This window comes from Halomonas sp. CH40 (genome assembly GCA_041875495.1).
GTDB lineage: Bacteria > Pseudomonadota > Gammaproteobacteria > Pseudomonadales > Halomonadaceae > Vreelandella.
The window spans coordinates 2,073,040-2,086,951 of sequence record CP112982.1 but is presented as its reverse complement, the minus strand read 5'-3'; the positions used below and the strand labels follow the sequence as shown (position 1 = coordinate 2,086,951).

At 54.9% G+C, this 13,912-nt stretch carries 13 protein-coding genes and 1 pseudogene; 8 read left to right on the top strand and 6 right to left on the bottom strand.

Annotated features, from left to right (window positions below; translation table 11 throughout):
- The first annotated feature begins 34 nt into the window (after positions 1 to 34).
- Both mmsB and OR573_09595 read left to right on the top strand, forming a co-directional pair.
- Positions 35 to 937, top strand: a pseudogene (gene mmsB / locus OR573_09600) (3-hydroxyisobutyrate dehydrogenase).
- 118 nt (positions 938 to 1,055) lie between these two features.
- A complete protein-coding gene (locus OR573_09595) occupies positions 1,056 to 1,961 on the top strand; it encodes an Rpn family recombination-promoting nuclease/putative transposase (protein ID XGA78774.1) in 906 nt (301 codons plus the stop codon).
- Between the two features lie 65 nt (positions 1,962 to 2,026).
- Here OR573_09595 and OR573_09590 read toward each other — a convergent pair whose 3' ends face one another.
- Together OR573_09590 and OR573_09585 are read right to left on the bottom strand one after the other, a co-directional pair.
- Positions 2,027 to 2,974, bottom strand: coding sequence for a 2-dehydropantoate 2-reductase (locus OR573_09590; protein XGA78773.1), 948 nt, complete (start codon positions 2,972 to 2,974; stop codon positions 2,027 to 2,029).
- Between the two features lie 4 nt (positions 2,975 to 2,978).
- A complete protein-coding gene (locus OR573_09585) occupies positions 2,979 to 3,455 on the bottom strand; it encodes a tryptophan-rich sensory protein (protein XGA78772.1) in 477 nt (158 codons plus the stop codon).
- A 202-nt stretch (positions 3,456 to 3,657) separates the two neighbouring features.
- Here OR573_09585 and OR573_09580 point away from each other — a divergent pair, with 202 nt between their 5' ends.
- From OR573_09580 to OR573_09570, 3 genes are all read left to right on the top strand, one after another.
- Positions 3,658 to 5,487 (top strand): diguanylate cyclase, encoded by a 1,830-nt coding sequence (locus OR573_09580; GenBank protein ID XGA78771.1) that lies wholly within the window; start codon positions 3,658 to 3,660, stop codon positions 5,485 to 5,487.
- 142 nt (positions 5,488 to 5,629) lie between these two features.
- On the top strand, positions 5,630 to 6,073 hold the full coding sequence (locus tag OR573_09575; GenBank protein XGA78770.1) for a tetratricopeptide repeat protein: 444 nt from the start codon (positions 5,630 to 5,632) through the stop codon (positions 6,071 to 6,073).
- Positions 6,063 to 6,536, top strand: a complete 474-nt coding sequence (locus tag OR573_09570; GenBank protein XGA78769.1) for a DUF1456 family protein — start codon at positions 6,063 to 6,065, stop codon at positions 6,534 to 6,536. The genes OR573_09575 and OR573_09570 overlap by 11 nt, the downstream gene beginning before the upstream one ends.
- Here the strand turns inward: OR573_09570 and OR573_09565 are convergent.
- Complete coding sequence (locus tag OR573_09565) at positions 6,533 to 7,828, bottom strand: MgtC/SapB family protein (GenBank protein ID XGA78768.1); 1,296 nt, start codon at positions 7,826 to 7,828, stop codon at positions 6,533 to 6,535. The two genes, OR573_09570 and OR573_09565, sit on opposite strands and share 4 nt — an antisense overlap.
- 167 nt (positions 7,829 to 7,995) lie before the next feature.
- Here OR573_09565 and OR573_09560 point away from each other — a divergent pair, with 167 nt between their 5' ends.
- The 3 genes from OR573_09560 (at position 7,996) to OR573_09550 (ending at position 10,136) form a co-directional block, all read left to right on the top strand.
- Positions 7,996 to 9,480: a bifunctional 2-methylcitrate dehydratase/aconitate hydratase gene (locus OR573_09560; protein XGA78767.1), complete on the top strand. Its 1,485-nt coding sequence runs from the start codon at positions 7,996 to 7,998 to the stop codon at positions 9,478 to 9,480.
- 133 nt (positions 9,481 to 9,613) lie between these two features.
- Positions 9,614 to 9,856: a CopG family ribbon-helix-helix protein gene (locus tag OR573_09555; GenBank protein ID XGA78766.1), complete on the top strand. Its 243-nt coding sequence runs from the start codon at positions 9,614 to 9,616 to the stop codon at positions 9,854 to 9,856.
- Positions 9,846 to 10,136: a type II toxin-antitoxin system RelE/ParE family toxin gene (locus OR573_09550; protein ID XGA78765.1), complete on the top strand. Its 291-nt coding sequence runs from the start codon at positions 9,846 to 9,848 to the stop codon at positions 10,134 to 10,136. Before OR573_09555 ends, OR573_09550 begins: the two co-directional genes overlap by 11 nt.
- Positions 10,137 to 10,297: 161 nt before the next feature.
- Here OR573_09550 and OR573_09545 read toward each other — a convergent pair whose 3' ends face one another.
- The 3 genes from OR573_09545 to OR573_09535 all read right to left on the bottom strand — a co-directional run bounded on the left by OR573_09545 (position 10,298) and on the right by OR573_09535 (position 13,883).
- Positions 10,298 to 11,551: a DEAD/DEAH box helicase gene (locus OR573_09545; protein XGA78764.1), complete on the bottom strand. Its 1,254-nt coding sequence runs from the start codon at positions 11,549 to 11,551 to the stop codon at positions 10,298 to 10,300.
- A gap of 203 nt (positions 11,552 to 11,754) precedes the next feature.
- Positions 11,755 to 12,927, bottom strand: a complete 1,173-nt coding sequence (locus OR573_09540; GenBank protein ID XGA78763.1) for a toxic anion resistance protein — start codon at positions 12,925 to 12,927, stop codon at positions 11,755 to 11,757.
- Positions 12,928 to 12,941: 14 nt separating this feature from the next.
- Positions 12,942 to 13,883 (bottom strand): cobyrinic acid a,c-diamide synthase, encoded by a 942-nt coding sequence (locus OR573_09535; GenBank protein ID XGA78762.1) that lies wholly within the window; start codon positions 13,881 to 13,883, stop codon positions 12,942 to 12,944.
- Positions 13,884 to 13,912 lie beyond the last annotated feature (29 nt).

The following is a 13,912-nucleotide window of genomic DNA, read 5'->3' as shown; positions in this document are numbered from 1 at the left end:
TTTTCTCTTTTTTAATCAACGGAACTCATACAAGGATAACAAGATGACGACAGTTGCATTTATTGGGTTAGGCAACATGGGTGGGCCCATGGCAGCCAACCTTGCCAAAGCAGGTTTTGAAGTGCGCGCTTTTGATCTGTCTGATCAGGCTCTGGATATAGCCAGACAGCAGGGTTGCCAGGTGGCAGGCTCTGCCCTGGAAGCGGCCAGCGGTGCCGACGTGGTGATTTCGATGCTGCCTGCAGGCAAGCATGTGCGCGGGCTTTATGTCGACGGTGAAGCAGCGCTGTTTGATGGTATGGAAAAGGGTGCACTGGCAATTGACTGTTCGACCATCGACGCTGACACCGCCCGTGAAGTGGCGGCGGCTGGCGCTGAAAAAGGCATCGGTTTTGTGGATGCGCCGGTCTCTGGGGGCGTCGGCGGTGCAAAGGCCGGTACACTGACCTTTATCGTCGGTGGCAGCGAGGCGCAGTTTGCCCAGGCCAAGCCAGTGCTTGAGGCCATGGGCAAGAATATCTTCCACGCCGGTGATCATGGTGCTGGGCAGGTGGCCAAGGTATGCAACAACATGTTGCTGTCGATTCTGATGGCAGGCACCTGTGAAGCGATCAATATGGGGGTCAAGAACGGTCTTGATCCAGCGGTATTGTCAGAAATCATGAAGCAGAGTTCCGGCGGTAACTGGGCGCTGAATGTCTACAACCCCTATCCTGGCGTGATGGAAAATGCCCCGGCCTCCAATGGCTATCAAGGGGGCTTTATGGTTGACCTAATGTTCAAAGATCTGGGGCTTGCCATGGATGTCAGCCAGCTCAGCGGCTCACCGGTACCCATGGGCTCCGCTGCGCGCTCGCTGTTCAGCCTGCACCGCGCCAAGGGCAATGGCAGCAAGGATTTCTCCAGCCTGATGCAGTTCTACAAGGATGAAGCCTAGGTGTTGGCCGTAGCGATTTGCAGAATGGAGTGTGCATATTATCGTCCCTGAATGCCCTAGTGAGCCACGCAGGCTGTGCTAAGCTGATAGTGATAATATGGCTGCCAAGGAAGGCTTTATGAATACCACCTTGCTTGACCCCACCAATGATTACGTCTTCAAGCGCCTGTTTGGCGAAACCCCTGAACTTCTGGTGGCGCTGATCAATGATCTGCGTCCAGATTTACCCGCCATCACCGCAGTGGATATCACCAATCCCAATATTGAGCCCAGTGAATTGTCGGGTAAATATATCATCTTGGATGTACTTGCCCGCGACAACTCTGGCCACTGCTATAATGTTGAAATACAGGTGCGCCGATACGATGCCTGGCATAAACGTGGGCTTTTCTATCTGGCCAGCCTGCTTAGCAAACAGTTAAGCGCCGGAGAAGATTATCAGGCATTGAATTCAGCTGTTGGCATTCATCTGCTAGATTTTGATCTGTTTAACGCAACAGCAGGCGAGCGGCAGCAGGCCATCTGGCGTTTTGAGATGCGCGATGGTACTCAGCCACATATATCGCTTGGGAACCTGCTGCAGATGAACCTGATCGAATTGAAGAAAGCCGACCGCCTAGGCATGTCTGACAGGCCCTTGCGGGCTTGGGTTAATTTTCTGGAGCACTGGAAAGAGGGGTTGACAATGATGGACACAAGCTACGAACCGGTAAAAAAAGCCATGGAGCGCCTGAAAGAACTTAGTGCCGATGAAGAAACCCGGCGACTGGCGTTTGTGCGTGAACGCGCCCTGCGCGATGAAATCTCTTTTATTAACGATGCTGAACGCCGAGGGCGCAAAGAAGGGCGTGAAGAAGGGCTTGAGGAGGGGCGTGAAGAAGCCAAGCAGCGTGCCCTTGAAGAGAAATATCATGCTGTCCGTAAGCTGATAGCGTTAACTGAAATGTCGGATCAACTGATTGCCGAGATTGAGCAACTGCCCGTTGAGGATGTTGCCAGACTGAGAGCCGAGAGGCAGCACTGAATATAAATGCCATCATCGAATGAATGGGTGGCTACCACCCAGTAGACTTGCAAAAGTTATGCAGATCATTCCTCTTTAATCGATGAGGATTCTTGCTTTGCCAACTTATGATCCAGCTGTTCAAGACGGGTGCAAGGCAACCCTTGCTGTACAGCGCTTTCTATCAGAGGGCCAAGAATCGCATCGCGCTCAGTGAGGCGCCCGGCCTCTAGATCCTGCAGCATGGATGCTTTGTTGCTGGCGGTATTCTCCACCACCTGCCAGACCAGTCTCAGCCAGCCCGCTTCACCTTGCCCGCCGCCTGGCGGCTGAATGCCTTCAGCCTGCATGATGGCCGCCACCTCTTTGATTACTGCATCGACCTGGCCGCAATAAGGTGAACTGCTCAGCTCACCGTTGCGTATGCCATGCAGCGCCACCAGTGGGTTGATCGCCGCATTCACCGCCAGTTTCTGCCATAGGCGCTGGTGAATATCGTCAACGGCGTTGGTTTCAAACCCTGCCTGTGTCAACTGTTGGGCCAGGAGTGTTGCCAGTGCGCCGTGCTGGTTATTCAGGTCACCGATAAAGGTAGGGCCGCGCCCAGCGTGAACCACATTATCATCGCCGGTCAGGTAGGCCCCCTGAGTGGTGGTCGCACACAGCACGGGCCCCGCCCATGCCCGGGTAATCTGTGGCTGAGCCAGAAAGCCGTTCTGCCACAGTACCAGCGGCGTCGTAGGGGGAAGGCAGAAAGGCAGGCTCTCGGCCAGGCTTTCCAGCGCTGCCTCTGCCGCCATCGCCTTGGTGGTGATATGCACAAAATCCGGTGGAGAGAGCGCTTGTTCAGTCAGCTCTGCCACTGTGAGGATATCAAGGCGCTGCACCTTTATCTCGCCTTCGGGCATGGTTAGCGTTTGCTGATAAGGAAGAGGGCGGCGGCTTATAACGCAGATGTCGGCCAAAGGTGCCAGTGAATGCGCCAACAGGCGGCCGATGGCCCCAGGGCCGAGTATCCAGTGGGATGTGATCATGGGTTCAGCTCTGTCCCTGACGGTTCAAGCGCAAAATAGTGGCATTGAGCGTTAAAGCAAGCAGTACCCAAAGCCCATAGGGAACCATGAGCCAGGCAGCCAGTACGCTGACGTTTGCAAACAACACAATCGCCAGCGTTATCAAGCCTAGAAGCAGTGCGATATCCATTAGCGCGGCAGCTACCTGCTTGCGTCCAAAGAATAACCACGACCAGGCCGCATTGGCCACTAGCTGAAGGCCATACACGGCCAGGCTTGCGGTGCGAAAATGGGAGTCTTCGGCCATATAGATACGCCACGCCGCAATGGCCATCAATAAATAAAGCACTCCCCAGGCAATCGGGAAAACGATATCAGGGGGTGTCCAGCTGGGTTTTTGCAGTTGTCGGTACCAGCTATCAGGGCGAAAACGGGCGCCCGTTGAGGCCGTTACAGCTACCAGCAGAACAGACACTAACAGAGCCAACAGCGAATAAAGCATAACTCACCTGATGTTAAATCATGATAATCAATAGATTAACAGCCTATCCAGGCGCAGGTATAGCCAAGCATTATCTGAACGAGTGCGTAGATAGAAAGCGTCTTGGCGGCTTACATCTGGTACCCTAGCCGGTTTAGACGTTAGGCAGGGCGTATAGGCAATGCGGGTATGGCAGTTGCGGCAGTGGATGCTTTTGATCTTGATGTTGATCACTCTTTTCCTATCGGGTCAGGTGCTCGCTCAAACGCCGATTCTGCTTGATAAGCATTCGCCGGTCATCACGCTCTCAGAAGAAGTGGCGTATTTTCGTCATCAGGGCGAGGAGCTTACCCCTCAAGAGGCATTAGCGCGCTTTCAAGACCCCAATCATACCGCTATTCAGTGGGGCGAGCGTAACTTTGGCCTGACTGGAGATACTATCTGGCTGTATGTGCCACTACAGCGCTTGCCTGATGCCACTCAGCCCTGGTATCTGGAAGTAGGGCATGCTTCGCTGGATGAAGTGGCACTATTTCAGGTATCCGGTGCAGACAATAAATGGCAGATGGAAGAGTCCGGTGATCTTCTGCCTTTTTCTACCCGCCAATTGCCTCATCTGAACCCTGTTTTTGCTATCTCCTGGCCCATGGCGAATGATATAGCAGCCCCCTTGAGGCAGGATCTTCTTCTGCGCATCCGCTCGGAAGGCACCCTGACAGTACCACTGACGCTATGGACCAAAGACGCCTTATGGCAGCGTGATCAAGGTTATTATATGGTGCTGGGGCTTTATTATGGCGTACTGCTTAGCCTTTTGATTTACAACCTGTTTTTATACCTTGCCCTGCGCGACATCCTGTATGTCACCTATGCGGGCTATGTGTTTTTTCTGGCCATTGGTCAGGCGGGCTTGTCGGGCGTTACCGGCCAGTTCCTGTTTCCCGAATGGGCCTGGCTAACCCATCTGACGCCTACTGGCGGGGTGTCAGCAGCAGGGATATTTGGCGCTCTTTTTGTCCAGCGCTTTCTGGGGGCAACTCCGCGTAAATTACGCCTGCACTGGCTGATGCCGGTGATCAGCGTTGCGTATGCAGTGACGCTGATCACTGCCATTTTCATTTCCTATAATCTGGCGGCCTTGGCCGTCAATCTCATTTCGCTGTTTTTTGTGGTGTCAGCAGCATTGCTCGGGATTGTTAGCTTGGTGCAGAAAGAACCCGGCGCGCGCTTTTTTGTTCTTGCCTGGCTGTTTTTCCTACTCGGTGTGATGGTGATTGCGCTGCATAATCTGGGCATTCTGCCGAGTTCTTTCCTCGTATCGAATGCCATGATGATAGGGTCTGCCGTTGAGATGCTGCTGCTTTCGCTGGCGCTGGCCGATCGTATCCAGAACCTGCAACGCCAGAAGGCCAAAGCGCAAACAGAAGCACTGGATAATCGTCAGAAACTGCTTGAAACCGAGCGGGTTCATAAAGAAGAGCTGGAAGCTCGTGTCAGGCGGCGCACCCATGAACTGGAAGAAACTAACCGTCTGCTCACGCTCAGCCAGCAAGAACTCGAGCGCCAGGCCAACCACGATGGGTTGACAGGGCTGGCCAATCGCCAATATCTGCATCGCCGTGCTGAACAGTCACTGGCCTACGCCCATCGTCATGATCAGTATCTGGCGCTTGCCGTCATTGACCTGGATGGCTTCAAACCGATCAACGACACCTATGGTCACGCAGCGGGTGATCAGATGCTTGTTGAAACCGCAAAACGTTTGAGTCAGCAGGTGCGAACCTCTGACACTGTGGCGCGTATTGGCGGCGATGAGTTTGTGATCCTGTTTGCACCACCGATTCGGCCCGATGATCTGGATAAGCTGCGCGCAAAAATCATCGCCTGCACAAGAGCTCCCATTACGCTTGCCAATGGATGTTCTGTGGGCTTGTCGCTCAGCGTCGGAGTGAGTATCTATCCTGCTGACGGCCAACAGATTGATGACCTGTTCACTGCCGCCGATGATGCCATGTACTTCGATAAGGCATCGCGCAAGTCATCACGCCGTTAGTGCTAACTTGCCAGAAAGCAGGCAATGTTGTGTTGTCATTGGAACAGCTTGGTGAACAAACAGATAAACCTCTACTATTTAAGCTGGATACAGATTAAACAGTGGTTAAGCCAAAACAGAAAGGTGTAACAGAGAGCAATGAATGATTAATACCAAAATCTACAAAGCAGTGTATGAGCTGGCTGAAAAGCTGATGAAAGCCGCTGCCAAGGATGACCGAGCGTCTTTTGATGCGCTTTATGCAGACCTGAAGGCGCTTTGCCTCGCCAATGAAAATAGCGAGAAAGATCACCCTGAACAATGGGAAACCCTGGCTGACTTCACCGAAGCGTTGGATGAGGCGTTATTGATCTACCAGAAAGCGCTGGACAAAGCCGTTGCCATGTCATCTAAAGATCATATCGCTTCGATAGGTTTTTCCATGGCAACATTACAGGTAGAAACAGGTCAGCCAGAGGCTGCCATTCAAAACCTCCAGCAGGCCAAAGCCAGTGCGCATAAGATCGAAGATAATGACCTGAAAGCAGAAATAGATGAATTGCTTGATCAGTTAACCCAAGGCCAGGAACCCAATTTTGACCAATAATGATATTCTCCGCCGTATCCGCTATGCCTTTGATATCAAGGATAACACCATGGTAGATATCTTCGCGCTTGCCGATAGCCAGGTGACGCCAGCCCAGGTGTCTGCCTGGTTGAAAAAAGATGAGGATGACGACTTCATTACCATGAAAGACAGAGAATTAGCTGCGTTTCTTAACGGCTTTATCAGTTTCAAGCGCGGCAAGCGGGATGGGGCGGCACCTAAGCCGGAAACACATTTAACTAACAATATGGTCTTCCAGAAGCTGCGCATTGCGTTAAACCTGAAAGCTGACGATATTCTGGCGGTGTTTGAGCAGGTTGACTTGCCGTTAAGTCACCATGAGCTAAGTGCCTTTTTCCGTAAACCCAGCCATAAGAATTACCGGGAGTGCAAAGATCAGATCCTGCGTAATTTCCTGTTGGGCATTCAGCGCCAGATGCGCCCCGAGAGCCCTGGCAACTAACTACCGCTGCCTTGAAGCCAGGCCACCGTTAGCCCTGCGACCAGAGACATCAGCATAGGGCCGGCGACCTTGATTCCCAGTGCTCTCTGGCCGACCGCCCAGGCAATACCAGACTTCACCAGATTATTGGTGGCCGCGGCGATCACAATACCCAGGACAGCCGTCTGCTGGGCAAGAGACTCCTGAGACATCCGGGTCAGAGAAAGGGTGATGGCGTCGACGTCGGCGATACCCGATGTCGCCGCCAGCATATAAATACCCAACTCGCCCAGCCAGGACTGCAAGAATTCTCCGAGGAGGAGAATTCCTACCAGGAGAATCCCGAACAATAGTGCCGGTTTCAGATCCAGCGGGTTCTGGGTCAGTTCCGGCCGGCTGACGTTGAGGCGCCCGGCGTAGCGCTTCCAGATAATCAGGGCAGGCACATAGAGCAGCAGGGTCATCACTACCACCGGCCACACCAGCCTGGGCAACAGCGCCGGGCTGATTAACGCGCAATAGATCAATATACGCGGAAACATGGTGCCACAGGCGATCAGGATGCCGCAGGCAAACTGCGGGTTGATATCGGGTGACAGCCTGGATTGTCTGGCATAGTGAAGCGTCAAGGCGGTCGAGGAACTCAAGCCAGCAAACAGGCTGGTAAACAGAATCCCCTTGCGAGTACCTGCCAGGCGGATCGCAAAGTAGCCGACGAAAGACACCGAGGCGATCAGCACCACCATCCACCAGATTTCACGCGGGTTGAGCACGCCCCCCGGGCCCAGATCCTGACTGGGTAGCAAAGGCAGCATGACCACCGAAATGGCCAGCAGCTTCAGTGCCGCATCCAGTTCGTGTTCCTGTAACTTTTCTAATAGCCCGTGAATTTCCTGTTTGTTGTCCAGAATCAGTGCCGTCACCACGGCAGCGGCGGTTGCGATTGCCGGGTCAATGGCAACGGCAATGGCACCATAACAGAAAGTGAGCACCATACTGATCGCGCCGGTGATGCTGAAGTTGCGAATATGTGTCAGCCGTTCATGGAAAGCGACAAGCGCAAAGGCGACGACGCTGACCAGCAGTACCGGAAAGGCCCACTCGGTGACCTCCACGCTCAGCAGCGCGGCAACACCACCCAGCAGGCCAATTAATGCATAGGTTCGTATGCCGGCGATCCGCTCGCCAGAGGCTTGCCCCTTGGCACCCCAGCCTCGTTCCAGGCCAATAATGGCCCCCAGCATTAGAGCAACGGCCAGGTCGATCGTTGTCTGATTGTTCGCCATAAACTGATTGGTGACTTCATCCATCATGGAACCCCTTGCTACAGACCCTTGCCAATAACGATGCTACGCTGATAAACAAGTATTAAAAGTTTACTTTCGGAGCTTAGTTTTCAACTACCTAGGTTTTCAACTGCCTAGGTTTTAAACATCTAGATTTCAAACATCTATACTGTAAATACTAAGGAGTCAACAGGATGAGCGCGACTGTCGAAACCAATGTTCGTCCGGATTACGATGACGAATTGCAGAAAATCGCGGATTACGTGCTTGGCTACACGATTAACAGCAGTGAAGCCTGGGATACTGCCCGCAACTGTTTGATGGACACCCTGGGCTGTGGCCTGCTGGCGTTACGTTTTCCGGAATGTACCAAGCACCTGGGGCCGCTGGTGGAGGGAACCATGGTGCCCCATGGGGCGCGGGTTCCTGGCACTTCCTTTCGTCTCGATCCGGTAAAAGCCGCCTGGGATATTGGCGCCATCATTCGCTGGCTGGATTATAACGACACCTGGCTGGCGGCAGAGTGGGGGCACCCTTCCGATAACCTGGGCGGTATCCTGGCGGTGGCGGATCATCTTTCCCAGAAGAGGCTGGCAGAAGGTGGCCAACCACTGACCATGCGCGATGTGCTGGAAGCCATGATCATGGCACACGAAATTCAGGGGATTCTCGCGCTGGATAATTCCTTTAATCGCGTGGGTCTCGATCATGTGGTGTTAGTGAAAGTAGCGACGACGGCGGTGACGGCCAAAATGATGGGGGCCAACCGTGAGCAGCTACTGTCTGCTCTTTCACACGCCTGGGTGGATGGCCAGAGCCTGCGCACTTACCGCCATGCCCCCAACGCGGGGTCTCGCAAGAGCTGGGCGGCAGGTGATGCGACTTCCCGAGGCGTGCGCCTTGCCGATATTGCCATGCGCGGCGAAATGGGCATTCCAGGTGCGCTGACGGCACCCCAATGGGGCTTCTACGATGTGCTGTTCAGTCAGACCAATAAAGATCTGGCATTGAAACCCGAGCCAGCGCGCCGGTTCAGCTTTCAGCGTGACTTTGGCAGCTATGTGATGGAGCACATTCTGTTCAAGATTTCCTTTCCGGCCGAGTTTCACGCCCAGACGGCCTGTGAGGCAGCGGTCACCCTGCACCCTCAGGTGAAAGATCGCCTGAGTGATATCAGCCGGATTGTGCTGACGACCCATGACTCAGCCATTCGTATCATTTCCAAGTCGGGCGCCTTGGCCAATCCCGCTGATCGGGATCACTGTCTGCAGTATATGACCGCCGTGCCGTTAGCCTTTGGCGACCTGGTGGCTGAACATTACGAAGATGATTTCCATGCCAGTCATCCGATCATTGATCAGTTGCGTGACAAGATGGAAGTGGTCGAGGACGAGGGCTATTCCAGGGATTATCACGACCCGGAAAAACGCTCGATTGCCAATGCTATCCAAGTGTTTTTCAACGATGGTAGTGCCACAGACAAGATCGCGGTTGAATATCCTATCGGGCATCGGCGGCGGCGTGCTGAAGGGATCAAGGAGCTGGAGAAAAAGTTCAGGCGTAACTTGGCAACGCGTTTCCCCCACGGGCGCACGGATGAGATTTTTGAGCTGTGCAAGGAGCCCGCACGCCTTGAGGCTTACCCAGTCAATAAATTTATGGATTTATTGATGATCTGAGCATCGTGGCAGTGTCTTTTAAACACTTTAAATACAAAAGGACCGTATCATCATTCATGATACGGTCCTTGGCTAGATGCGCCTTTTTGCTTGTGCTAGATTGTACACATTGTACTCACTTTGAGGTGCTCGCATGTCTACCACCATGACTATTCGCTTAGAAGTTGATCTAAAGCAACGACTTGAACAGCTGGCCGAAGCCACCCACCGATCCAAGTCCTTCCTGGCTGCCGAAGCACTGCGAGACTTCATCGAGTTGAACGAGTGGCAGATTCAAGAGATCGAAGGCGCCATCAAGGAAGCTGACAATGGTGATTTCGCCAGTGATCAGGACGTAAACAAGACATTTGCCAAATGGGGCGTTAATGCAGGTTAAATGGCTTAGCAAAGCGCTCCATAACCTCAATGGCGAAGCAGACTACATTGCTCAAGAAGACTCTGCAGCAGCAAAACTCGTCGTTCAGAGGATCTTCGATTCCGTCAACCTACTGCCCGACAACCCTGCCATGGGCAAGCCAGGTCGCATCCATGGCACTCGTGAGCTGGTTGTTCCTGATACCCGCTATATCATTCCCTATCGCGTCAGGCCTCGATTAAACCGTATTGAGATTCTCCGTGTTTTTCATGCCTCCCGACGCTCGCCTAAACGCTGGTAGAATCTCCTTTGAGCAAGAATCTGCGTTAACCCCCAATCGGCTAGGGACAAGTGTGAACCGCTGCAATATTGAAATTTGCTAGCCAAAGCTCACACCCATCCTCATACCTAGCCCCACATCTAACCGCTAGGGCTGGCAGGCCTTAGGCAAGCTGGTAACTGCTAGCGGCGGGCGCGGCGGCGCTGGCCGTCGGCTTTTGCGCCTTGGCCGTCGGTTTTACGCTTGGCGCGAGGCTGCTGCTGGCCACGACGGCCATTCTCGATGGGCTCGGGCTTGGCGTTAGGGTCAGGCTCAAAGCCGGGTTCAATGCGTTTGGGCAGGTTCTGCTTGATCAGGCGTTCGATACCGCTTAACAAACCGTGCTCATCAACACAGACCAGGGATACCGCTTCGCCGTTGCTGCCAGCGCGACCTGTCCGGCCAATGCGATGAACATAGTCTTCGGCGACATTGGGCAAGTCAAAATTCACCACATGGGGCAGTTCGTTGATATCCAGTCCGCGAGCGGCAATATCTGTGGCTACCAATACCTGCAGGTCACCGCTTTTGAACGCACCCAAGGCACGGGTTCTGGCGCCCTGGCTTTTATTGCCGTGAATCGCCATGGCCGGGATATCCTGCTTGGAAAGCTGTTCCGCAAGGCGGTTGGCACCATGCTTGGTGCGCGTAAACACCAACACCTGGAACCAGCCGTGTTGCTGAATCAGATGCGCCAGCAGGTGACGCTTCTGGTCGCGATCGACCCGGTAAACCGTCTGCAGGATTTTTTCGGCGGTGGTATTACGCGGGGCTACTTCGATCAGCGCCGGGTTATCCAGAAGCTGTTGGGCCAGCGCCTGAATCTCATTGGAGAAGGTCGCTGAAAACAGCAGGTTCTGGCGCTTTTTGGGCACCAAACGTAACAGCCGCTTGATATCGTGGATAAAGCCCATGTCGAGCATACGATCGGCTTCATCCAGCACCAGGATCTCGACGCTGGAAAGATCCACATGGCCCTGCTGGTGCAGGTCAAGCAGCCGGCCCGGGGTGGCCACCAGCACATCAAGCCCGGCTTTTAGCGCATCCACCTGGGGCTGTTGGCCCACGCCACCAAAGATAATGTGCGAGCGTAGCGATAAATGCTGGCCATATACGCTGACGCTTTCGCCTACCTGAGCGGCAAGTTCACGGGTCGGGGTAAGTACCAGGGCCCTTACCTGGCGTTTGCCGGGTTTTTTACCACCGGCCAGGCGCTGTAGCATCGGCAGTGTGAAGCCAGCGGTCTTGCCGGTGCCCGTCTGGGCGCTGGCCAGCATGTCACGGCCTTCCAGGACAACCGGAATGGCCTTTTGTTGAATAGGGGTAGGTTGGGTATAGCCTTGCGCGGTCACCGCGCGGAGTAAATCGTCGTGCAGACCAAGTTCAGAAAAGCTCATGCGTTCTCCGCAAGCGCTCAACAAGCAAGGCACGCAGTGGCGCTGTCGCTGAGCATAAGGTTCAAAGGCGAGGAAGGTTCATCTTCGCGGCAGCGAAGTTTGCCAGATAAAGCGCTCTACCGCGATGATCAATTTACAATTCCGCGCTTCAAGCGCGGAATTCGTCAAGCTGGGGGTCTGTAAAGCGGTTGTTTTCTGGCGGTTCAATCATCAGAGCGCCCGCGGCTTGGCTGCAGCTGGTTGCCTTCCTGGAGGCGTTCGATAGCGGCATTGCCCTGCCGGGAGAGAGCTGCCAAGCGGTCGATCTGCTCATCAAGCTGGGGCAGGGCCTGCTGACGGTAGCTGGACAGGTCATCAATCGCTCCCATGACGTCACCAAAGGCTTCCTCCAGCACCTGCATATCCAGCATGGCCGATGAGGCGCGCTGTTGGATATCCACGCCCTGCTGGCGCAAGGTCTTAGCCGTGCCGCCAATCATCTGCGAGGTAGTGGTGTTCAGCGCTTCAATACGGTTCAGCACCAGGCGCTGGTTGGCCATGCCCATGGCCACTGTGACGGCCACGGTCAGCGCCGAGACGGTCACATTAATGGCTCTGTCCACGCCGCGTATCAGTTCGCGGTTATTGCGGATGATCACTTCCAACGCCAGTACACCCTGCTGGCTGACCGCCTGCTGTTGCTGAAGATCCACAATGCGCTGACGGAGAGGGAAGAGCAGTTCTTCCTCGATGAACTGGCGCTGGGAAGCCGTGTCGTCAAGGGTGCGTATTTCCTCCTGCAGGCGCTGGTCGATCAGGCGGCCAAGAGCAACCTGACGATTCAGTTCAGACAGGATCTTATTCAAGGCCTGCTGATCATCATTCAGAGTAAGGTTATCGCGATACAGCATATCACGGCCGCTTTCCAGTTCGTCGATAATGGCATCGAGCGCCTGCTGGGCGTTCTCGAACTTGCGGAAGTAGCGCTGCAGTCGGCTATCAAGGCCGGGGATAATGGCAACCACCCGATCAAAGGCGCTCGGCGCCAGGCGGTGACGGGATGGATCAAGCCCTTCCATGCGTCCGCGCAGGTCGTTCAGCGCCTTGGCCACCGGGCCGCCTTCATCGCCCTGATGCGCCAGTTGGCGCAGCGGTGTTTGTAGCATGGCACTGCGGTGGGCCGCCTGCTGCTGTAACTCAAGCCCCATGTCGTCTACGGCCTGACGCTGACGAGCCAGTGTGTCCTGATCGTCTGTAGCGAGAATATCCGCGACAAAGCGGTTCGCCATCGCCTCAAGCTCAGGGTCACTATCGGCAGATTCAGAGGTTACAGAGGCGGCAATGTCTTCAACCGGCGGCAGCGAAAGGCGGCGGTTGTCATCGGCTGGCTGATTCATGGCATCTCCTTGGGTTAATCCCTGCGGGCATAGCGATCCGCGCCTTCAACAAAGCGGCGTAGATCTTCCAGTGCTTGTTCAGTGGTCACCGAGGCCTGCGGGCGAGCTGTTTCAATCTGCGCCATGGAAACGGCGGTATCGTCTAGCACGGTCAGCGCCGATTCAATCTGCGCGGTGAGCCCCTTCAGGCGTTGCTCGGTTTCGTTGAGCAGATCCAGACGCCGCTGCAGAGCAGTGCGTTCTTCATGGCTGAGGCGTTGGCCTTCCCGGGAGAGGCGTGCGCGCACATAGTGGCCATCCACGCTGACCACGCCACGCGACTGGGATGCCATGCTAGTAAAGGTATCAATGGCGCCATAACACACCTGGCTAACCAGCCCGCGAGAGCGCTCAAACGCCAGTTCACCGCTGTGGAAACGCTCCCCGAGTACCTCCATAACATGCCGGTAACGGCTGTACAGGCGGTCAGGCAGTATCGCCAGGTCAGGCCGCTGCACATCGAGCAGGCGCTGCTTGGCCTGGCACATGGCCAGCACCAGTTCGTCGGCGTTTTCAGGCGGGTGGTCCGGGTCAAGCACTCGGACACCGGCTTCAGACGCCGTGCGTTCCTGCTGAGCGCGCCGCTTGCGTGCCTCTGAGTCCATCTGTTGCTGGTGACGCCGTTCACGACGTTGTGCCAGCCAGCCACGTAGTTTGCGTTCAATAGGCAGCGCAATGGGAATGGCCACAATGCCTACCAGCCAACCCACCAGGCTAGGGCTGAAGCCACCCCACAAGGAGGTTAGCCACAGCAGCATGCTCAGAAAGGGAATACCCAGGCAGTAGCGCAGGATGACCTGCAAACGGTTGGGAGCGCTGACGGCAAGCGCCAGCCTGGGATTATACAGCCCTACCAGCAACCAGGGCAGACAGGTCATGAACAGACCATAGGAAAACCCCTGCAGGAATCCCAGCATGAACACGAATCCTTGGTTGTTGAAGTGAT